Genomic DNA, 19,375 nt, shown 5'->3' on the forward strand with positions numbered 1-19,375 from the left:
CCTCCATTGAATTTGCATACTTAGTATGCGAATTCAGGAGGTGTTTTTTTCATGTACCACTATTCGGGTTCACTTCATTATTCAAGTGGTCTTTTTCTATATACATTTTGCAATTGTTCAATTACGTTATCTGCTTCTTTCATCACTCGCTCCACTACATGCTGAGCTGATTCTATTCTTGCTAATGATGACGCTTGTCCTGCCCAAAGTGACATATATTCTCCATTATTTTGCTTTGCTGCTTGTTGGCGTATTTTAGAGGTTAATACATTTTGCACCGGATACATCGGAAGGTCTTCTTCTTTCCCTTCATGCTTCTCTATAAATTCATTACGAATACCTCGTGCATATTTCCCGGAAAACGCACGAGTCACAGTTGTACTCGTATCTGTACTACGTAAAACCGCTTTTTTATACACGTCATGCGTAATACTCTCTTCACTCGTTAAAAAGGCTGATCCCATTTGAACAGCTTCTGCTCCCAGTGTAAATGCCGCAACAAGCCCTTGCCCGTTCATTACACCACCTGCTGCAACAATCGGGATATGCGGAACTGCTGCTACTAACTGCGGAATTAATGCGAACGTCCCAATCATAGCGTCCTGTTCTTTCCCGATAAACGTTCCTCTATGGCCCCCTGCCTCACTACCTTGACCGACAATAATATCTACTCCTAATTCAGCAAGTACTTTCGCCTCTGCCACATGAGTAGCTGTTCCGATGACTTTTATTCCGCTTCTTTTCAAGTCATTTATTTCTTCTTTTTCTAACGTTTGAAATGCAAAACTAACGACTGGCACGTTTTCTTCTACTAACACTTGTAATTGTTCTTTATAACTTTTTGGAAGCTTTAACTGTTCTTCTTCCTCTATACCGAATTCTCTATTCACTCCGCTAAGTAATCCCTTGGCCAAGTTTATCTTCTCTTCTTCTATTTGTATCTCTTTCGTTAATAGTAAATTAACACCGAAAGGCTTATCTGTTCGTTCCCGTATTTTATAAATCGCTTCACGAATTTGTTCTGGGCTCATATAGCCTGCTCCAAGCGTTCCTAATCCTCCGCTATTACTCACAGCTGCAACGAGTTCTGGCGTTGTAATCGCACCCGCCATACCGGCTTGAATGATGGGATACTTAATTTGTAATGTATCTATAACTCGACTTGTAAACATCATTTCTCCTCCTATTCCCTTTATATCTTCTTTATTTGACAAACTTTCCCCTTCTTTTACAAGGGTTGAACTTCCTATGAAGCGAATATATTGAAAGTGAAGGAGGCTGAAAACAATGATATATCCAAATGCATTACAACAAGGTGATACAGTAATGATTATTGCACCATCCGGGCCACCAACAATTGAAAATGTATTAAAAGGTGTAAAGGTATTACAAGAAATGGGTTTATCTGTAGTAATCGGGAAGAGTGTCTATGAGAAATATGGATATTTAGCTGGAAGGGATCAAGTCCGGCTCAATGACATACATGAAGCATTTTCAAATCCTGAAGTAAAGGCTGTTTTCTGTGCACGAGGTGGTTACGGTAGCGCTCGTCTCCTCCCTCACATTCAATATGAAATCATTCGGCAAAATCCAAAAATCTTTTGGGGATATAGCGATATTACAGCTTTACATACTGCTTTTTCACGTTATGCAAAGCTTGTGACATTTCATGGCCCAATGGTTGAAGAATTAGGGAAAGGTGTAGATTCTCTTTCTTTATCTTCTTTCAATCAACTCTTTCATCCGTATTCAACCATTTTATCTGCATCAGAATGTATCGTACCTAGCCCTTCCCGTACAGTTACAGGTCAGTTAGTTGGAGGCAATTTAGCGGTGTTAACGAGTATCATTGGCTCCTCCTACGAGATAAATACAGCCAATAAACTTTTATTGCTTGAAGACATTGGGGAAGAACCATATCGCATTGACCGTATGTTAAATCAGCTACTTTTATCTGGAAAGTTTCATGAATGTAGTGGTGTTATTTTTACAAGTTGTCATGACTGCACTCCTTCTAAACCATCTCAATCATTGCAAACAATACTATATGAATATTTCACTTCATATGCTATACCTGTCCTATTCGGTTTACCGATTGGACATATAAGCCCAAACATTGGGATTCCTCTTGGAGCTACAGCGACAATAAATACAAATAATAAAACACTCTCTATTTCTTCTGGCGTAGCCACCCCGTGTTCAAATTAAAAAGGAAAAGCGATTCCGCTTTTCCTTTTATCCCACTTTAATGGGCAGTAAGACCCCCACCTCAAAATGCAGCGAAAGCAAAGAAGTTAGGTGGGGGTCGGGCTGCCCATTAAAGCCCGATTGGTTCAACTAATAATCAGTGGGGGATGAAGAAAACCCCCACTGATTAAAGTTTCACTTTATTTATAATAGTTAAAAATTCGTCCAGATGCGATATCTGCAATTTCTTCTGGAATAAATGTTTTACTTATATCAGTACCGACATTTAATACTGCTGTAGCATCTTTCTCAATACTACTAAATAATTCTTTCCCACGTATCGTAATAAGGGGTGTTCCTTCTGGCAACACGTCTTTTACAAATTCCATTTGTGTAAAGAACGGAACGATCCATCTACCCTCTCCTTGGAAATGACGCAAGCGAAGTATTCCTTCTGTTGCCCCTTCCTCTGCTTCTAGTGAGCCAGCAACATAAAACTCAGTAGATAAGAGCAATTCATAAAATTCCTTTTGCTTTTGTTTGTCATCCCCTGCTACAACAAGTACTTCTTCTATTCTCTTTACCGGAATTTGCTCCATATGATGCCACCCCTATTTTCAAAATGATTATACTTAAATTATACGAAATATTCTTATTTTTTTCTACATAATTCGCAATTATTTTCTTAAAATAATTTTAATGCTTCGTTTGGCTGTAATTGAAATAGAAAACCAAGTTGTTGCGATGCAGTAATAAAACAAATATAAGCGCAAAGCTCTACAATTTCTTTTTCCGTCCAATATTGTTTTAATACATGAAACATATTATCATCTATCGCCTTTTTGTCATGAATAAATGTATGCGCAAAAGTTACTGCTACACCAATTTCTTCTACCTTTTGCATATCATCAGGCCTTCCCTTTGCCATACAGTACGGGCATTCATTCCCGTACGCTAATGTTCTTCTCACTTGTTCCTTCAGCTCTGCTGAAAGAGTTCCTTTATTGTACAGTGTATTTTCTAATGTACTCCACGAATGTAATATTTCCGGATTATGACCTAATAACTTTTGAAACTTTGTATCTCCTACATTTGATAATGAAATTCTCTCCATCATTTCCCCTCCTATTTCCTTCTGTTTTATTGTAAAATAAATAAAGCTTATTTTACATTTCATATGAATCTTAATTTATATTTTTTCTTTACAAAAATTATTATTTTACTGGAGGTATATTTACAAATGCAACTAGACCGTGTTGACCGAAAAATTTTAAATGAATTATATAATGATAGTCGCCTTTCCATGCGTGAATTGGCGAAACGAGTAAACTTATCTGCTCCGTCTACTGCAGAGCGTGTTCGTAAACTCGAAAGTGAAGGCGTGATCCAAAAATACACAATCGATATCGATTATAAAAAAGCAGGACTTGTTTTAGACTGTATTTTAGAAATCACTTTAAAAAACGGGGATACAACACGTATGCAACAGTTTATTCAGTCCTATCCATCTGCAAGTTTTTGTTACCGCGTAACAGGAAGCTTATGCTACATTGTAAAAATTTCTGTTCCTTCACTCGTTGAACTTGAAGAATTTATTAATGATGTTTCTTCATATGCAACGACTGTTTCTCATATCGTATTATCAGAAATATCTCTTACCCCTGATATTGAACATATCTTCCCAGAAGATTAATTAATTTTTATTCATAAAATATATAAAAACCTCTTACAATAAGAATAAAAATAATATATTATGTATTAAAATACATAAAGTTCGAGAAAGGGGCTTTACATTGAAAATCTGGTTTTATGAAAAAACGGGACAATTAGATGACTTGCTTGGCATTTGGGATAATGTTCCGACTATCCCTCGAATTGGTGAAAAAGTTGAGATTTTAAAAGCAGTTCGTACTGTTACAGATATTAAATATGTAAAGAACGGCAATAATTTTCGTGTAGAAATTATTACAAAGTAAAAAGTAGCTCACAAAGAGCTACTTTTTACTTATCTATTATGTGCTTTCTTTATAACGATTTTATCGTCTTCTACAGATACTGTTACATAATCATTTTCTTCTAATCGGAGCTTATTTACAGCCTCATCTGGTAGCTCTACAGCCATCAATCTATCTGTTACAATCACTTGACTATACACTTCATTTCCTTCTGATGCACTCACTACTTTTTCCTCATGTATGAAGCGCACTGGTGGCACACCCACTTCTTTTACCATACGCCATTGTTTCCAAACATAAGGAATTAACCAAAGTAATCCAACGACTGTAAGACCGATACCGATCCATAAATTACTTTGCGCTTGTAATTCAGGAATTGAAATGGCGCTGCTCTCTTCTCCGCCGACAAATTGCATACTTGTTGCAATGAAATTATTTAGAGCGTGCACAGCAATATTCGTCCATATATTTTTTGTCTTTATGTATAAAAGACACATAACAACACCAAACATAAACGCACCAATAACATCAAAATGTCCTAAGCCAAAAATAATGGAAGATATAATGACAGCTTTTTTAATTCCCCATTTATAAGCCATTCGCTGTAAAAAGAAGCCTCTAAAAATAACCTCTTCCATAATTGGTGCTAATACACATGCTGAAATGAAAGTAAATATCGTCATATATATGTTACTCGTATTAATAACAGTTCCGTCTTCTAACATAGTAACTAAGAAATTCGGTAACGTATGTGCTAATATATAAAATTGAATATGAGATATACCAACGGAAAAAATCATTCCCATTATCGTTGCTAACACAATTAATCCCCACGGTAAACGTCCTGGTTTATCAAAAAAACTGTTAAATATAACATTATTTTTATTGGTTTTTACGTATAACCAAAATATCGGAAATACAAAAAACACAGTTATTTGTGAAATAACCTCCGTCGTATTCTCAGAAACATTTGATAGACCTAATGGGATCATCGTAAGGAACAGCCCTATAATCATCCATCCAAAAAAACTGCGTAGTCTTATGCGTGAAAATGCATCGTGCATATCGAACACCTCCAAAGATAGTAAAAGTACATGTTCAGATAACTAAATTATAATATGAATATAGTTGAAATTCTTCCTATTTTTCTCAAATACTTTTAAACACCATATATAGTAATCATTCTTTTCTTTCGGTTGAAATATACGAGAAAGTTATGTAATAAAAATCCCCGTTTTTACAAGCGGGGATTTCTTTTATTATAATACGTCACGTTTTTGGAATAATGCACTTGATGCTACAAGTAATACAACAAAGTATGCAGCTACAAGTAATAATGAAGTTGTAAATGTAAACTCTGTAAATGTTGGTTCTATTCCGCCACTTACTAGCTTATTGCTATCGTACACACTTAAATTTAAATGGAAGAACACTACAAACTTCGCTACACCTTTTGCAAACATCATCAGTACCATATTAATTGGTCCTTGTAAAAAGAAGAGGAACATCGTAATAATTAATGGTAAGACAGACTTTCTAAATACGTTTGCTAAGAAAAATGCAAGCGTCGCAAAGAAGAACGGTGAAAGTACTTGATATAAAGTAGATTTCATTACGATTCCTATCGTTAATTCTGTTTTACTACCATCCATTGCAATTCCGCCAATAATCATTGAAATAATCGTGTTAGCAAATATGATAAATACTATAGTAAGTAACACTGTAATATATTTAGAGAATAAAACTGTCATTCGTTTTCTTGGACGAATTAATAACTGCTTAATTGTACCTTTTTGGAATTCATCCGTAATTATACGAGAAGCAATCGTAATGCCAAAAATCGTTGCAAACAAAGTAATTAAACCAATCTCTGAACTTGCAAAATCTAAATATGATCCTTTAAATTCAGTTCCATCTCCCCATTTCAGCATCGCTAAAACTCCCAAAATCTCCAATACTGCAATAACACCAATTAAAATATACATACCTTTTTTCGCATGCAACTTTAAAAATTCATTTTGAATTAATTTAAACATTACGCTTTCACTCCCCCTGTAATCGCTAAGAACTCATCCTCTAACGTTTTATTTTGAACGGTAACTCCGTATACAAGCACATCTTCATTCACAAGTTTCTTTACAAGTTGTGGAATTTCTTCTTTCTTTACAGATACTACAATGACATTTCCTTGCGCCTTACCTGTAATGATTTCATTTGCTTTCTGAACTTCATCTACTTCAAACGCTACAACTACTGTCTCATCATGTTTTGCTTGTTCATGTAAGTTGTATTCTTGTACAAACTCACCTTGCTTAATAATAACGACGCGATCACACATAAGTTCAATTTCACTTAATAAGTGACTTGATACGATTACAGCAATATTCTCTTCTTTCGCTAAACGTTGTAAATAATCACGAATTTGGCGAATACCAGCTGGATCTAATCCATTTGTCGGCTCATCTAAAATTAAAATTTTCGGCTGATGCAGTAATGCCTGTGCAATTCCTAAACGTTGTTTCATACCAAGTGAATATGTTTTCACCTTTTTATGAATTGCATGCTCTAATTCAACCAGTTTTACAATTTCAGCAATGCGCTCTTTACTAATTGGTGTAATTGCCATGTTCGCAAAATGCTTCAAGTTTTGCATCCCTGTCATATAATCATATAGTTCAGGATTTTCTACAATCGCTCCAATTTGCTCTAGCGCCTTTTCACGCTCCGTGCGAATACTATGACCACAAATTGTAATATCGCCCTCTGTCATTGAAATAAGACCTGTCATCATACGAATCGTTGTTGTCTTACCGCTACCGTTTGGTCCAAGGAACCCGTATACTTCCCCTTCACGAACTTCAAATGATAAACCACGAATAATGTCAGTTCCACCAATTCTTTTTCGAACATTCTCTAACTTTACTACTACGTTTCCCAATGCTGATTCCTCCTTTAGACTTCTAGTTTTTTATCGATAATATAAGCAATTACATATACTATTAGAGCACTAACAATTACCATAAAACTTATATTAAAAATGTTTAATCCATTTTCTTGAAACATATCAAGAAATAGATTTTTACTTTCACTACGATATTCTACTCTTCGTAGTCCTTGGAAAGCTGGAGCTAATTTTCCTAATACAGTTGTAACAAAAGTAATCACTGCACTTACTATTAGAAAAATAATGACAATCAGTATATTTTGTAACTTTTTCTTCTTAGTAAACAATTTAACTAGAGTAACTACTAATAAAATTTGTAACACCCCAAATGAAAATTCAAATAAATCACTCATTGTATATATTAAATTGTTTACTATACCTGTTTGTATCATCTCTTGTGCATCTCGATATACATACGTCGTAGGAAATGCTAATACATAACCTATATAGAAAAGAATTCCACATATGCCATACCATATAGCCATTACAATAAAAAAGTAGATAAGTATAGAAAAAACATATTGCTTCCCAGATATTGCTGTAACCCGTAACAATGGATTTGTTAGTAAACGTGAACACGACTTCATCGTTTGTAAAAACATATACAACACATAAAACATGAAAATAATAATAATAAATCCAAATATCGCTTCTTGTTTCACAATAGCTGCCTCACTCTTTTTTACCATCATTTGTGAAAATAAAACTGCTTCAATTAACACAAAGACTAAAAAAGTAACAATATATTTTTTCTTATTCACATTCCATAAATAAGAAAGTAACGACTTCACTTACTAAACACCTCCTTAAACAATTCATGAACTGCTTTTCCTCTTTGAAAACGGAGGTCTTCTACATTCTCATATAGCACAATTTCTCCATCTTTTAAAAAGATCACTTCATCAAAAATATTTTCTATTTCATTTATTAGATGGGTTGAAATTAACATTGTACAATCTTCTCTATAAAATTGTAATATTAAATCTAATACATGTTCTCTAGAAACAAGATCAATCCCGCCAAGCGGCTCATCTAGTACATATAATTTCGCCCTCCGAGAAAAAGTTAAAATGATTTGAAGCTTTTCAACCATCCCTTTTGATAATGCTGTAATTCTCTCTTCCAGTGGTATTTTAAATTCTACTATCGTATCTACCGCTTTTTGCATATCAAAGTCCTTATAAAAGTCTCTGTAGAAAAATAAAGAATCTTTTACAGTCATCCACTCATCAAATACTGACTTATCAGACATAAATGAAACGATTTCTTTCGTCTTTAACCCTACCTTTTCACCAGCTACTGTAATACTACCTTCCGATGGATGCTGCAGGCCAGCAATCATTTTCAATAACGTCGTTTTCCCGCTCCCGTTATCTCCAACAAGCCCTACGATTTTTCCTTCGGTAATCTCTATGTTCAATTCACGAATCATCGCTTTTAATCCGTATCTTTTCCATAAGTTTTCTATTTTTAATAGCTCTGTCATTCGCTCTCCTCCCTTTTCTCATGTAATGAAGAACGAAGGATTGTAAGAATTTCTTCTTCCGAAAAACCTAAATTGTCCATTCCATCTATAAAAGAATGAAGTAATTCTTTCGCCATCTCTTTTCGCAGCTCCATAATTTTCTCCCCTTCATTCGTTACATATCTTCCCATTCCTCTACGTGTTACAACAACCCCATCTCGTTCGAGCTCTTGAAATGTACGCTGGATCGTATTTGGATTTACTTGTAATTCACTCGCTAATTCACGCACAGAGGGAATTTTATCACCAGGCAACAAATGTCCTGTTACGATTTCTTTTTTTATGTATTCCATTACCTGAATGTAAATTGGTATATTTGGAGAAAACTCTATTTTCATTTCTTCCCTCCTTTCGTATCAGTGTACTAGTTAAATAATACACTGATACAAAAGGATTGTAAATACCCATTTACTTACAAAAAAATTCTATCCAGCTAATGGATAGAATTTTTCAACAGAAATCGTTATACGAAAATAATAGTGTTATGTAAACAAAATTATAAAGAAAAGCTGTCTTATTCATTGATAAGACAGCTTTTCTTTATGATCATATATTAAAAATTAAACACGAAGTCATCATCAGATAACTTTTCAACGTTCGTTGCTTTTACGTAACCATTTCCCTTTACAGAGAAGAAATCATGGTTTTTCGTATCTGTACGTAAACCATTTAAAACGATTGGGTTAATTTCTTCTTCTTCAAACTTCGGCTCTAGTCCTAAGTTCATAAGTCCTTTATTCGCATTGTAACGAACGAAACGATTTACATCTTCTACAAGACCGATAGAAGTATAAATTTCTTCTGTGTATGCCATTTCAATTTCATATAGTTCCATTAATAACTCTTGCGTTTCTTTTTGCACTTCTTGTTGATCTTCTGCAGAAAGTTCCGCGAAGATTTGTTGTGCTAAAATACCGACGAATACGCCGTGAATTGACTCATCCTTTACCTTCACATAGATTCGCTACTCCTATGCCGTTTACACAGCTTACAGTTTCCTGCAAGAAGAGACTATATCATCTACCTTCTCAGGTAGCCCTCCATTTCGATTTAAGGGATTCTCACCCACCGCTTGGCCCTACTCCTATTGCGGAATTTCACCGCCATTGGGATAGTCGTTGAACGTTCCTTTATCTACGTATCGCACCCACCACTGTTTATACAGTTTTCGGTGTCTAATACTTCCGTACATGTTATCGCTAAATAAAGGCTTCGCTGCTGATTGCCCTATCAGCTATTCTCCTTTCCATCTATTGATAGTTAGAGAATAACCTGAATGTATATATTCATCAATAATAAAACAGATAAATTTACAATAGGGGTTCCCAGCAATTAAAAGGGTTTTTCAATTGGTATCTCTACCAAAAGCCGCTATTAGTTAACGGATAATAAGGTTAATAATCTCACCACTTGCTGTTAGTTTTCCTTGACCAGCTAAGTAAAGTGGATAGAAGAATCCACTATAGAATAGGTAACTTTCTAAGAACACACTTGCTACCATTGCCATATATAACTCTTTTTTCGTTACTTCAGGCTTTAATAAACGACGATAGTAACTTGTAATAATACCAGCCTTTTTCTCAAGTAACGGATGGTTGTCTACCCATTCGAAAATATCATCGATTTCTTCTTCAGTAGCTAACGTTGTGAAAATATGACTGTAACTCTTCGCATGTACTTCTTCCATAGCACCCATGAAAGCTAATACACTTTTTGCTTGTAAATTTTCAAGATGAACAAGTACAAGAGGCATCCCTTCGCCACCTTGTTTCGTATCTAAAAGTGTTAAACCACCTAATACACGCTTATAAGCAATTTGCTCTTCTTTCGATAATTGCACCCAAGTATTTTTGTCAGACGAAACCGCAATTTCTTCTTCTGTCCAAAACTGAGCGATGTTTTGCTTCCAAAACATTAAACTGAAATCGTCTTCTTTTTTATTCCAGTTAACAGCGCGCATTGAATCACCCCTATATCTATTATTGTTCTACTGAACGGTTAAATTTCCATCTAATAATGAAAAGCTAACCGTTTAGTAGAACAAACCAAGTATGAGCAGGGTTCATAACCCTGCTCATACTGTTGGGTTATTCATTTAGTATGGCAATATGCCATTAAACAGTACAAGCCACACACTCTTCCACGCTTAATTTACGTGTTCTCGTATAATACAGACTCTTTAAGCCTTTTTTATGTGCATAGATGTAATAACGTGCTAATTCACGTGTTGAAATATCACTATTAACGTAAAGAATTGTACTAATTCCCTGGTCAATATGTTCTTGAATTTCTGCGATTAAATCAATTAATTTAAACTGATTCATATCGTAAGAAGATTTATAGTACCAGAACGTATCTTTTGATAAATACGGCATTGGATAATATGTTGTCGCATTCGCATACGTTCTTGATTCAATTTGACTTACAATCGGCATTACGCTTGAAGTTGCATTTTGAACGTAACTGATCGATTGCGTAGGAGCGATGGCAAGACGATATGAGTTGTATAAACCATTCTTCTGCACTTGCTCTTTTAAACTTGTCCAATCTTCTTTTGTCGGAATATGAATTCCTTCAAATAATTGCTGAACTTTTTCAGTTACTGGGCTATAATCTGTCGTTTCATACTTTTCAAAGTATGTGCCGCTTGCATAATCAGACTTATCAAAGTCTTTAAATGTTTCGCCTTTTTCTTTAGCGATTTCCATACTTTTCTCAATAGAGTAGTAATTTAACATCATAAAGAATGTACGAGCGAACTCTTTCGCTTCTGCACTTTCATAAGCGATTTTATTTTTTGCTAAATATCCGTGCAAGTTCATTGCGCCAAGCCCTACTGAATGAAGCTCATCATTTGCTTTTTTCACAGTTGGTGCATTCGGAATGATTGTCATATCAGAAACAGCTGTTAAAGCTTCCATTCCCGCATGAACTGCTTCACGAATTTCTTTATTTTCCATTACGTTTACAATATTTAACGATCCTAAGTTACAGTTAATATCACGACGGATAATGTCATCTGTACCGTAATCGTTAATTTCAGAAGTTTCTTGAAGCTGGAAGATTTCTGTACACAAGTTCGACATCTTCACAGTTCCAATATCCTTCAATGGATGTTGGTTATTTGCATTTGATTTAAACATTAAGTACGGATAACCAGACTCAAGCTGAATCATAGCAATTTTAATAAGCATATCACGTGCACTAATATCTAGCGGCTTCTTCTTCACTTTCGGATTGCTCATTAATTCATCGTACATTTCATCGATATCAATATCATCTAAATGCTTTCCGTATTCTTTATACACTGTATAAGGCGCGAAAACATGGAAAGGTTCGTTTTTCTCAGCAAGCTCAAAGAACTTGCTTGGAACGATAATTCCGATTGATAGAGACTGAATACGGCTCTTCTCATCGGCATTTATTTTTTTGGTCAACTCGTCTTCATATTTCTATGAAGGTTGGACTATATCATCAACCTGCAACTGGTTGCCTTGCACTTCGACTGGTACCTATTTCCAGCCTACTCTACTAGCTTTCGTCTAATGACGTGCGTTCGATAGTCTCTACACCTTCTTGAAAGTATTGATAATTAGGAAAGTTATTAGAACTACCAATATAAAACTTCCTATTTTCCTTATTAATTATCAAATAAATTCCACAATTCATGGAATCTCGCCTCCGGTGAATATAAGATTCCACTTCACCCAAATAGCATTTCTTCCAAGCTTGGCACGGTATTACCTGCTATCCACGTACATGGACCGTAGGCTCTCTTAGTCAGCTTCTTCGCGGGTTCTTTTTCTTTTACCCCTTATTCAACTGATACCGTTAGCCGCTAATGCGACACCCTATTGGTTAGGTTCACAAGGTTTTCTCATACACATTACTGTATAGAGGGACTACCAATTAATCCAAGAATTCAATAATATCCCAATGGAAAATGTTTAAATATACTGCGCCAGCACCTTTTCGTTGGCCAAGCTGATTCGCATATGAAAACGAATCTTCAAGTAATTTCATAACAGGTACTACACCACTTGCAGCGTTGTCGATACCTTTAATTTGCTCACCGCGTGCGCGTAGCTTAGATAAGTTTAAAGCTACTCCACCACCGATTTTTGATAATTGCATTGCAGTATTAATGTTAAAGCCGATTGAATTTAAGCTATCATCCATCTCTAACAAGAAACAAGACACCATTTCTCCTCTTCTGCTTCTTCCCGCATTTAAAAAGGTTGGTGTCGCTGGTTGGTAGTTTTGTTTGACAATCATGCTTGCGAATTGTTTTGCCTTCGCAACATCACCGCGTCCTAAGTATAATGACACAATTGCTACACGATCTTCATAGCTTTCTAAGTATTGTTTTTGATCATTTGTTTTTAACGCATAATCTTTGTAGAACTTAGATGCTGCCATATAAGATTGGAACTCGAAGTTTTCACCATAAGCGATGTTATATACCTCTTCTACTTCCTCCAAGTTATACTCGTCCAGAACGTTGTAATAGTAATCATGTTCTTTCATATACTCCATTCGCTCTGCCACGCTATTAAAATGAACGGTATTCTCTCTAGCTTCTTCCATAAAGACTTCTAATGCCTCTTTATCTTTATGAAGCTGATAAAAACCGTCCTGCATTTGCGTGATTTCATTATTCAGTTCAATGTGTCGCAATCTCCCGCACCCTTTCCTTAAAATATTCTACATCGTTATTTGTTCCTGATAACTCAAATTTTGATACAATAGGCACTTCATATTTAGCAGAAATTTTGTCAGCACTTGCACCGAACATGTCTCCCCAGTTACGATTGCCGCTTGCAGATACGCCTTTTAATTTTTCATTATTGCGCTCTAAAAATTCTAAAACACGTTCTGGTACATTGCCAAAACCTGTTGTATACGTAATTAAAATAAAGTCTTCATCTATTACTAGATCTTCACCAATTTGAACGGCCGGCATATTTAATTTGTGGATGAAACGCTTCACGTTTCCTGTCATAGAATCATATGCAACTAACATTTCCGACCCTCCCTTTTCAATCTATACTCTCTGTATGTTGTTTCTTGATTTCTCTATATATTGTATTACGTTTCAAAATAAGACACAAGATATATGTATAAATTCTTTCTTTTTTTAACTTTTACTTTTCGACAAGACCGTCGATTTTTTTCAATACAATGACTATGAAACAACATTCTAAAACTCATGTCAATAAAGTGCTTTTCAAAAAAGTTGTCAACGAATTTAACCTTATTTTAAAAAAAGTTAACAATATATTTTGTCATAAAACGGCAAATGCTGGAGGAATATATTTCTCCAGCATCACGCAAAAAAGAACAGACATGAAACGATAATCTGTTCTAAAAAACGATTACATTTATCAACTTTGCTTTATTCAATATTATACATATACTTTCAGTTCGCGTTACATACTAAAAGATAACTATTATAGAAAAAGATTATCATTATGGAAATTCAACTTATTTATGAAAAGATTATTCAGAGTGCTCAATACGCAAAATATCTTTTACAAATATATGATGTGGATTTTCATCTTTATCAATCATTGTACATACAGGAGCTTCTTCATCAAAGTACACAATCATTCCTTCAACGTACTGATATGTATGTTGAACTTGTACCGTTACTTTAATTTCTACAGCCTCTTCATATGCTCTTTTTATTTTCTGAAGCATTTTTGCCGAACACTTTCGTTTCTCTGGATATATGACCATCCCCATAAATCGATTTCCGGCTCTATCTTTCCACATATAATCCCAATGCGGTAATATGCCTTGTTTAAAATCGCCCATAAGTCTCCTCCCTATATTCTTTTAGTTACGAACGTGGCGTTTCTGAATATGTATAAATGACCTGTCCGCCGCGCTGTGCGTTACCAATGAAATGTTTAAAGTCTTCTCGATTTACTAAAACTTCTCTGAACGTATAAAATACATCTTTCGTAACAACATACTCCTTTATTTCACCATTTTTCAGCTGATCCAAAATTGTATTTGCTAATTCTTTATCCATGTATTTCACCTCTATGCAATATTTTATTTTATCTTATATTCTATAGGTCAACAACTGTAAAATTATCCAGATGCTATACCTTCATTTCATTTTCATTATTTTTCAAAAAAGATATCGTTAGTAGATGTCCACTAAATATCATATACTAACATAGCTACTTCTCTATATCAATCATTTCATCATTCCATTATGCAAAGTTCCATACCACTATGCTACAATATATAAATAGAACTAGGAGGGATACTATGATTCGGAAAGCAAAAAAGACAGATGCGAAACTGGTAGCACCTTTATTGTATAACGCTCTGCACGAAATTGCTGAAAAAATCACAGGTAGCACAGTTGAGACAGAAGTATTACTAGGACTTGAAACATGGTTCTCAAAAGAGAGAAATCGACTGAGCTATGAAAACTGTTTTGTATATGAGCAAGACGGGGGTGCAGTTGGAGTTATTGTCGCTTATCACGGTAGTGAAGCAACAAAGCTTGATGCACCAATTGTACGTCACTTAAGAGAATTACATAAAGATGAATCGATTACGTTAGAAAAAGAAGCCGAGCTTGATGAATATTACATTGATACTTTATCCGTTTCAAGTGCATATGGCGGAAAAGGAATTGGTTCTAAATTAATTGAAGCTGCTGAAATACATGCAACTGAAAAGGAGTATGAAAAAATCGCATTACTTGTTAATTTAGAAAACAAACGCACCTATTCACTATACGAAAAACTAGGTTATAAAAAAGATCAAATCGTCATGCTTGTAGGCGAACCTTATGCACATCTCATAAAGCCATTAAACATCAAAATTTCTATATCTTAAAAAAAGCACACGATTTATATAAATCGTGTGCTTTTATGTTAAATTCGTATTCAATACATTTCCATTCATCGCCTCATGAAACGTATATGTTGTACATCCCCATGGCTCTCTGTGCAAAATAGGAGAACCAGACCATCCCATCGCTCTCAGTTCGGCACCAATCATTACATTCACATAATTATGACCTACAAGAGCAATACTTCCATGTACGAGAGCGTAACGATGTAATAAGCAAGCCGCTTGTCTTGCCCTCTCTCTTACTTCCTTATAAGACTCCACACCTTTATGGTAACCAAGTATCCATGCTGTTCGTCCGATAAACATCCATACGTTAGGTTTACACTTCAACCATTTTGGAGCATAAAAACTCGTCGGAACTTCTGCTTCCCTAAATAGAGTATTTTGCATAAAAGATAAAGAATCCGTTAATTCAGCTGCTGACTGTACAGCACACCTTTGATCACTCGTTACAATCAATTTTGCCGCTTCAACCGCTTCCCTTGTTTCCGTTGGTATAGGTGCTTTTTCTGTTATAGTATGTAAGTCATATCCTTTCATCCATTCACGAAAGAATGTAACCGTCATTGGTTCTATAGTACGGTCTAAGCGACCATGACGAATAAAAGAAATCTTCATTCTTTCCACTCTCCATTCATCACTTACGAACTCTATTATGTACTATTTTTACATATCATACCACGCAAAAAAAGAAAGTTATACACCTTTACATATCCACGCCACTCTCATTTGTGACCCCAGCATGTATCCCATCCATCCCATCAAAATATGTAGTCGTTTCATGATGACGGATCTTTTTTAAATGTATATAAGAAAATACAAATAAAATTAATGCTATAACACTCCCCACAAATTCAAACACCATTTTACCGCCTCTAATTTCTCCCACTTTAGTAGGTTATTGTATTTTTTATTATACCCCTATATAAAGATATCTGCATTTAAACCTTTCTTTTTTTTCTAATAACATGACATTTTTGCATATTTCCTTACAAAAAGTGAATATTTTTCGAATTTTTACTTTGGAAACATTTACAAAATGGACAATATGGTTCAAAATAGGAAGAAATAAAAAAACCAAAATTATTCTTTTTTGGGAAAACTGTAACAAGGAGAGTTGCTTATGCAGATCGCAGAAACTGGAGATATCATTGAATTTAAAGGTGGAATGCAAGGCCGTGTTCAAAAAGTAAATCAAAACTCCGTTATTGTAGATATAACAATTATGGAGAATTTTAGAGAACTAGATATGGAACCTCTTACAGTTGTTAGTCATAAAAACTATACTGTCATTAATCAAAATGCATAATATAATAGAAAGAAAGGATCTGTATGTTATACAGATCCTTTCTTTCTATTATATATTAACGATTATCAATTGTTTCTGGATATAAATCATGGTTCATCATGCGGTAGTCAGCCATTTGTTCATACTTCGTTCCTGGGCGACCGTAGTTGCAGTAAGGATCAATGGAAATCCCTCCACGTGGTGTGAATTTACCCCATACCTCGATGTAACGTGGATCCATTAATTTAATTAAGTCATTCATAATAACGTTCATACAATCTTCGTGGAAGTCACCATGATTGCGGAAACTAAATAAATATAGTTTTAAAGATTTACTCTCTACCATTCTTTGTTCTGGAATGTAGCTAATATAAATTGTTGCAAAATCCGGTTGGCCTGTTTTCGGACATAAGCTTGTAAATTCAGGGCAATTGAATTTAACAAAGTAATCACGGTTTGGATGATTATTATCAAATACCTCTAAAATTTCTGGGCTATATTCAAATAAATATTTTGTATTTTGATTTCCTAACAATGTTACATCTTTTAAATCTTCATCTAATCTTCCTGCCATTTTAAACATCCCTTCTCATTATACTCCGCGTTTATTTCCCCATACTAACGCATGAAGCTGCGGCAATACTTTTGCATTATTCATTTCTTTACGATTAACTGCTTTTTCAATTAACCACTCATACTTATCTAATAGCTTTTTAATCAACATCGCATCATCCACAGTTTTTGTATCATCATTTCCTACTTGTAAGAAAAATGGTACATGTGGATAACGTTCGTGCATCTTAACTGCATACTCGAAATCATAATCGTCAAATACTACTACCTTTAAACTAATATCTTTTCCTGCTAGTTTCTGAATCATAGCATCTAACTTCTGAAAATCAGTTTTCATTGTCGAACTTGGTGGTTTTGGAGAAATCGTTATCTCATCAATTTGAAGTAACCAATCTTGCCATTTACTCCCTTGCGTTTCGATTGCTGTTCGCATTCCATTCTCTTTTAATATAGAAAGAAGAAACTCAATATTTTTCAGCAATGCCGGATTTCCACCTGAAATCGTAACATGAGAAAAATTTTCGCCGCCAATTTCTACAAGCTCATTCCAAACGTCTTCCGCTGTCATCTGTCTAATTTGATCTTTAGCAGATCCATCCCACGTAAAAGCTGAATCACACCAAGCACAGCTATAATCACAGCCAGCTGTACGGATAAACATCGTCTTTTGTCCTACAACCATTCCTTCACCTTGAATAGTCGGACCAAATATTTCTAAGACAGGGATTTTACTCATCTAGCATCCACTCCCGTCTTACTTCCGCATAACTAGTTGGAGTCTCAAACAGCCGAACAAATTCAACACGAGCTCCTTTATATTCGTTCGCACGATTATCTTTTGTTAACGCTTCTGCCATCTTTTCATAAATCCAAACGACCATATTTTCAGCAGTTGTATTCATCGCTGGTAACGTTTCGTTTAAATAACGATGGTCTAAATAAATTTCTATTTCATTCTTCCAAATTTCTTTTATATCTCCAAAGTCAATTGCAAGACCGATTTCATTTACATATCCACTAATCCCAAATACAACTTTATATGTGTGACCATGTAAGTTTTTACATTTCCCTTCATAACAGTGTAAATGGTGTGCTGCATCAAATGTAAATTCCTTGCTGACCATTACTCTTTTATTATGATATTTAAGCTGTTTACGCTGAATATCCTTGTCCATTTTTTGCAAACTTTCTACAACGCGAAATCCAAAGAAATTATCCATTAGTTACTCGCCCCTTCGCGTTCTTGTAGGTACGTATCTAATCCTGCTTTACGAAGTTGACATGCTGGACATTCACCGCAACCATCACCAATGATTCCGTTATAACATGTTAATGTTTTTTCTCGAACAAACTCGAATGCTCCAAGTTCATCTGATAATTTCCATGTTTCCGCTTTATCAATCCACATAAGTGGTGTATGAATCACAAACGGATAATCCATGGATAAATTTAAAGTAACGTTTAACGATTTCACAAACACGTCACGGCAATCTGGATAACCACTAAAATCAGTTTCACATACACCCGTTACAATATGACGTGCTCCAACTTGTTTTGCTAATACAGCAGCAAATGATAAGAATAGTAAATTTCGTCCATCTACAAACGTCGATGGTAATTCCCCTTCTTCATGTGTAATCTCCATATCCGTTCTCGTTAACGCGTTTGGAGCAAGTTGATTTAATAGACTCATATCTAGTACCGTATGTTTAATTCCTAGCTCTTTTGCAATTTCCGCTGCACAATCGATTTCTAGCTTATGACGTTGATTGTAATTAAACGTTACAGCCTCTACTTCTGCAAACTGCTCTATTGCCCAAAATAAACATGTCGTACTATCTTGTCCTCCACTAAAAACAACAACTGCCTTTTCTTTTTTCATTTCACTCATTCTCCTTCTCTACTACGAATAAGAAGAAAGAACGTTCTTGAACTGTCACAATAAAAAAACAAAACAATACCTAATGATATTGTTGTTTCCATAGTTTTTTATAGAGGGAGTTCGCGAACCTCTCCCGTGCATT

At 35.0% G+C, this 19,375-nt stretch carries 24 protein-coding genes, 5 pseudogenes and 1 riboswitch; of the genes and pseudogenes, 5 read left to right on the plus strand and 24 right to left on the minus strand.

Going from position 1 to position 19,375, the window contains the following annotated elements; all coding sequences use genetic code 11:
* Window positions 1-77: 77 nt before the first annotated feature.
* Complete coding sequence (locus tag PDQ68_RS14810) at window positions 78-1,172, minus strand: NAD(P)H-dependent flavin oxidoreductase (RefSeq protein ID WP_000495255.1); 1,095 nt, start codon at window positions 1,170-1,172, stop codon at window positions 78-80.
* A 115-nt stretch (window positions 1,173-1,287) separates the two neighbouring features.
* On the opposite strand from PDQ68_RS14810, the gene PDQ68_RS14815 reads away from it, so the two are divergent.
* Window positions 1,288-2,208, plus strand: a complete 921-nt coding sequence (locus PDQ68_RS14815) for a S66 peptidase family protein (protein ID WP_061182678.1) — start codon at window positions 1,288-1,290, stop codon at window positions 2,206-2,208.
* Between the two features lie 179 nt (window positions 2,209-2,387).
* Here PDQ68_RS14815 and PDQ68_RS14820 read toward each other — a convergent pair whose 3' ends face one another.
* Both PDQ68_RS14820 and PDQ68_RS14825 read right to left on the minus strand, forming a co-directional pair.
* Complete coding sequence (locus PDQ68_RS14820; protein ID WP_000435209.1) at window positions 2,388-2,786, minus strand: SseB family protein; 399 nt, start codon at window positions 2,784-2,786, stop codon at window positions 2,388-2,390.
* Between the two features lie 86 nt (window positions 2,787-2,872).
* On the minus strand, window positions 2,873-3,364 hold the full coding sequence (locus tag PDQ68_RS14825; RefSeq protein ID WP_153016923.1) for a carboxymuconolactone decarboxylase family protein: 492 nt from the start codon (window positions 3,362-3,364) through the stop codon (window positions 2,873-2,875).
* A gap of 63 nt (window positions 3,365-3,427) precedes the next feature.
* Here PDQ68_RS14825 and PDQ68_RS14830 point away from each other — a divergent pair, with 63 nt between their 5' ends.
* Window positions 3,428-3,880, plus strand: a complete 453-nt coding sequence (locus PDQ68_RS14830; protein WP_001175495.1) for an Lrp/AsnC family transcriptional regulator — start codon at window positions 3,428-3,430, stop codon at window positions 3,878-3,880.
* Window positions 3,881-3,980: 100 nt separating this feature from the next.
* Window positions 3,981-4,163, plus strand: coding sequence for a DUF3913 family protein (locus tag PDQ68_RS14835; RefSeq protein ID WP_000708112.1), 183 nt, complete (start codon window positions 3,981-3,983; stop codon window positions 4,161-4,163).
* A 29-nt stretch (window positions 4,164-4,192) separates the two neighbouring features.
* Here the strand turns inward: PDQ68_RS14835 and PDQ68_RS14840 are convergent, their stop codons facing one another.
* The 15 genes and pseudogenes from PDQ68_RS14840 to PDQ68_RS14905 form a co-directional block, all read right to left on the minus strand.
* A complete protein-coding gene (locus PDQ68_RS14840; RefSeq protein WP_270786880.1) occupies window positions 4,193-5,206 on the minus strand; it encodes a CPBP family intramembrane glutamic endopeptidase in 1,014 nt (337 codons plus the stop codon).
* A 195-nt stretch (window positions 5,207-5,401) separates the two neighbouring features.
* Window positions 5,402-6,178, minus strand: a complete 777-nt coding sequence (locus PDQ68_RS14845) for an ABC transporter permease (RefSeq protein ID WP_000475446.1) — start codon at window positions 6,176-6,178, stop codon at window positions 5,402-5,404.
* The gene (locus PDQ68_RS14850) at window positions 6,178-7,080 is read right to left on the minus strand and encodes an ABC transporter ATP-binding protein (RefSeq protein ID WP_061182675.1); all 903 of its coding nucleotides are present in this window, start codon (window positions 7,078-7,080) and stop codon (window positions 6,178-6,180) included. Before PDQ68_RS14850 ends, PDQ68_RS14845 begins: the two co-directional genes overlap by 1 nt.
* A gap of 14 nt (window positions 7,081-7,094) precedes the next feature.
* Window positions 7,095-7,877 carry a hypothetical protein gene (locus tag PDQ68_RS14855; RefSeq protein WP_061182674.1) on the minus strand — a complete coding sequence of 261 codons (783 nt, stop codon included), beginning with the start codon at window positions 7,875-7,877 and terminating at the stop codon, window positions 7,095-7,097.
* A complete protein-coding gene (locus PDQ68_RS14860; RefSeq protein WP_061182673.1) occupies window positions 7,874-8,572 on the minus strand; it encodes an ABC transporter ATP-binding protein in 699 nt (232 codons plus the stop codon). Before PDQ68_RS14860 ends, PDQ68_RS14855 begins: the two co-directional genes overlap by 4 nt.
* Complete coding sequence (locus tag PDQ68_RS14865) at window positions 8,569-8,949, minus strand: GntR family transcriptional regulator (RefSeq protein WP_000687504.1); 381 nt, start codon at window positions 8,947-8,949, stop codon at window positions 8,569-8,571. Before PDQ68_RS14865 ends, PDQ68_RS14860 begins: the two co-directional genes overlap by 4 nt.
* 215 nt (window positions 8,950-9,164) lie before the next feature.
* Window positions 9,165-9,560: pseudogene (locus PDQ68_RS14870) on the minus strand (ribonucleotide-diphosphate reductase subunit beta); the annotation flags it as partial.
* Window positions 9,561-9,695: 135 nt separating this feature from the next.
* A pseudogene (locus tag PDQ68_RS28885) lies at window positions 9,696-9,791 on the minus strand (nuclease); the annotation flags it as partial.
* Between the two features lie 201 nt (window positions 9,792-9,992).
* Window positions 9,993-10,571 (minus strand): annotated as a pseudogene (locus PDQ68_RS14875) (ribonucleotide-diphosphate reductase subunit beta); the annotation flags it as partial.
* Between the two features lie 154 nt (window positions 10,572-10,725).
* Window positions 10,726-12,045, minus strand: a pseudogene (locus tag PDQ68_RS14880) (ribonucleoside-diphosphate reductase subunit alpha); the annotation flags it as partial.
* 97 nt (window positions 12,046-12,142) lie between these two features.
* Window positions 12,143-12,313: a GIY-YIG nuclease family protein gene (locus PDQ68_RS14885; protein WP_100655561.1), complete on the minus strand. Its 171-nt coding sequence runs from the start codon at window positions 12,311-12,313 to the stop codon at window positions 12,143-12,145.
* Between the two features lie 210 nt (window positions 12,314-12,523).
* A pseudogene (locus tag PDQ68_RS14890) lies at window positions 12,524-13,288 on the minus strand (ribonucleoside-diphosphate reductase subunit alpha); the annotation flags it as partial.
* Window positions 13,275-13,634, minus strand: a complete 360-nt coding sequence (gene nrdI / locus PDQ68_RS14895) for a class Ib ribonucleoside-diphosphate reductase assembly flavoprotein NrdI (RefSeq protein ID WP_000959450.1) — start codon at window positions 13,632-13,634, stop codon at window positions 13,275-13,277. The pseudogene PDQ68_RS14890 and the gene nrdI, both read right to left, overlap by 14 nt.
* 476 nt (window positions 13,635-14,110) lie before the next feature.
* Window positions 14,111-14,428: a hypothetical protein gene (locus tag PDQ68_RS14900; RefSeq protein ID WP_016716954.1), complete on the minus strand. Its 318-nt coding sequence runs from the start codon at window positions 14,426-14,428 to the stop codon at window positions 14,111-14,113.
* A 25-nt stretch (window positions 14,429-14,453) separates the two neighbouring features.
* Window positions 14,454-14,648, minus strand: a complete 195-nt coding sequence (locus PDQ68_RS14905; RefSeq protein WP_000356683.1) for a hypothetical protein — start codon at window positions 14,646-14,648, stop codon at window positions 14,454-14,456.
* A gap of 245 nt (window positions 14,649-14,893) precedes the next feature.
* Here PDQ68_RS14905 and PDQ68_RS14910 point away from each other — a divergent pair, with 245 nt between their 5' ends.
* On the plus strand, window positions 14,894-15,472 hold the full coding sequence (locus tag PDQ68_RS14910) for a GNAT family N-acetyltransferase (RefSeq protein WP_061182672.1): 579 nt from the start codon (window positions 14,894-14,896) through the stop codon (window positions 15,470-15,472).
* 33 nt (window positions 15,473-15,505) lie between these two features.
* Here PDQ68_RS14910 and PDQ68_RS14915 read toward each other — a convergent pair whose 3' ends face one another.
* Window positions 15,506-16,108, minus strand: coding sequence for a histidine phosphatase family protein (locus PDQ68_RS14915; protein WP_061182671.1), 603 nt, complete (start codon window positions 16,106-16,108; stop codon window positions 15,506-15,508).
* Window positions 16,109-16,196: 88 nt separating this feature from the next.
* Window positions 16,197-16,379 carry a hypothetical protein gene (locus PDQ68_RS14920; RefSeq protein WP_270786881.1) on the minus strand — a complete coding sequence of 61 codons (183 nt, stop codon included), beginning with the start codon at window positions 16,377-16,379 and terminating at the stop codon, window positions 16,197-16,199.
* A gap of 234 nt (window positions 16,380-16,613) precedes the next feature.
* On the opposite strand from PDQ68_RS14920, the gene PDQ68_RS14925 reads away from it, so the two are divergent.
* Complete coding sequence (locus tag PDQ68_RS14925) at window positions 16,614-16,799, plus strand: YkvS family protein (RefSeq protein ID WP_001165081.1); 186 nt, start codon at window positions 16,614-16,616, stop codon at window positions 16,797-16,799.
* Between the two features lie 55 nt (window positions 16,800-16,854).
* On the opposite strand, the gene queF is transcribed toward PDQ68_RS14925, so the two are convergent.
* From queF to queC, 4 genes are read right to left on the minus strand one after another with little or no spacing between them, the layout of a single operon-like run.
* A complete protein-coding gene (gene queF / locus PDQ68_RS14930; RefSeq protein ID WP_000918895.1) occupies window positions 16,855-17,352 on the minus strand; it encodes a preQ(1) synthase in 498 nt (165 codons plus the stop codon).
* Between the two features lie 18 nt (window positions 17,353-17,370).
* Window positions 17,371-18,087: a 7-carboxy-7-deazaguanine synthase QueE gene (queE, locus tag PDQ68_RS14935; protein ID WP_000036279.1), complete on the minus strand. Its 717-nt coding sequence runs from the start codon at window positions 18,085-18,087 to the stop codon at window positions 17,371-17,373.
* Entirely contained in the window at window positions 18,080-18,571 is a 492-nt protein-coding gene (gene queD, locus PDQ68_RS14940; protein ID WP_061183615.1) for a 6-carboxytetrahydropterin synthase QueD, read from the minus strand. The genes queE and queD overlap by 8 nt, the downstream gene beginning before the upstream one ends.
* The gene (queC, locus tag PDQ68_RS14945) at window positions 18,571-19,233 is read right to left on the minus strand and encodes a 7-cyano-7-deazaguanine synthase QueC (protein ID WP_000711596.1); all 663 of its coding nucleotides are present in this window, start codon (window positions 19,231-19,233) and stop codon (window positions 18,571-18,573) included. The genes queD and queC overlap by 1 nt, the downstream gene beginning before the upstream one ends.
* A 93-nt stretch (window positions 19,234-19,326) precedes the next feature.
* Window positions 19,327-19,370, minus strand: a riboswitch (PreQ1 riboswitch).
* Window positions 19,371-19,375: the final 5 nt, after the last annotated feature.

It is taken from the genome of Bacillus cereus group sp. Bc010, from assembly GCF_027716745.1.
Taxonomy (GTDB): domain Bacteria; phylum Bacillota; class Bacilli; order Bacillales; family Bacillaceae_G; genus Bacillus_A; species Bacillus_A pacificus.

What these genes read in the sequence shown, in the direction of transcription:
- PDQ68_RS14810 (WP_000495255.1), bottom strand. Translation starts at nt 1,172, where the DNA reads ATGTTTACAAGTCGAGTTATAGATACATTACAAATTAAGTATCCCATC.
- PDQ68_RS14815 (WP_061182678.1), top strand. Translation starts at nt 1,288, where the DNA reads ATGATATATCCAAATGCATTACAACAAGGTGATACAGTAATGATTATT.
- PDQ68_RS14820 (WP_000435209.1), bottom strand. Translation starts at nt 2,786, where the DNA reads ATGGAGCAAATTCCGGTAAAGAGAATAGAAGAAGTACTTGTTGTAGCA.
- PDQ68_RS14825 (WP_153016923.1), bottom strand. Translation starts at nt 3,364, where the DNA reads ATGAAATGTAAAATAAGCTTTATTTATTTTACAATAAAACAGAAGGAA.
- PDQ68_RS14830 (WP_001175495.1), top strand. Translation starts at nt 3,428, where the DNA reads ATGCAACTAGACCGTGTTGACCGAAAAATTTTAAATGAATTATATAAT.
- PDQ68_RS14840 (WP_270786880.1), bottom strand. Translation starts at nt 5,206, where the DNA reads ATGCACGATGCATTTTCACGCATAAGACTACGCAGTTTTTTTGGATGG.
- PDQ68_RS14845 (WP_000475446.1), bottom strand. Translation starts at nt 6,178, where the DNA reads ATGTTTAAATTAATTCAAAATGAATTTTTAAAGTTGCATGCGAAAAAA.
- PDQ68_RS14860 (WP_061182673.1), bottom strand. Translation starts at nt 8,572, where the DNA reads ATGACAGAGCTATTAAAAATAGAAAACTTATGGAAAAGATACGGATTA.
- PDQ68_RS14865 (WP_000687504.1), bottom strand. Translation starts at nt 8,949, where the DNA reads ATGAAAATAGAGTTTTCTCCAAATATACCAATTTACATTCAGGTAATG.
- nrdI (WP_000959450.1), bottom strand. Translation starts at nt 13,634, where the DNA reads ATGTTAGTTGCATATGATTCTATGACAGGAAACGTGAAGCGTTTCATC.
- PDQ68_RS14900 (WP_016716954.1), bottom strand. Translation starts at nt 14,428, where the DNA reads ATGGGCGATTTTAAACAAGGCATATTACCGCATTGGGATTATATGTGG.
- PDQ68_RS14905 (WP_000356683.1), bottom strand. Translation starts at nt 14,648, where the DNA reads ATGGATAAAGAATTAGCAAATACAATTTTGGATCAGCTGAAAAATGGT.
- PDQ68_RS14910 (WP_061182672.1), top strand. Translation starts at nt 14,894, where the DNA reads ATGATTCGGAAAGCAAAAAAGACAGATGCGAAACTGGTAGCACCTTTA.
- PDQ68_RS14915 (WP_061182671.1), bottom strand. Translation starts at nt 16,108, where the DNA reads ATGAAGATTTCTTTTATTCGTCATGGTCGCTTAGACCGTACTATAGAA.
- PDQ68_RS14925 (WP_001165081.1), top strand. Translation starts at nt 16,614, where the DNA reads ATGCAGATCGCAGAAACTGGAGATATCATTGAATTTAAAGGTGGAATG.
- queF (WP_000918895.1), bottom strand. Translation starts at nt 17,352, where the DNA reads ATGGCAGGAAGATTAGATGAAGATTTAAAAGATGTAACATTGTTAGGA.
- queE (WP_000036279.1), bottom strand. Translation starts at nt 18,087, where the DNA reads ATGAGTAAAATCCCTGTCTTAGAAATATTTGGTCCGACTATTCAAGGT.
- queD (WP_061183615.1), bottom strand. Translation starts at nt 18,571, where the DNA reads ATGGATAATTTCTTTGGATTTCGCGTTGTAGAAAGTTTGCAAAAAATG.
- queC (WP_000711596.1), bottom strand. Translation starts at nt 19,233, where the DNA reads ATGAAAAAAGAAAAGGCAGTTGTTGTTTTTAGTGGAGGACAAGATAGT.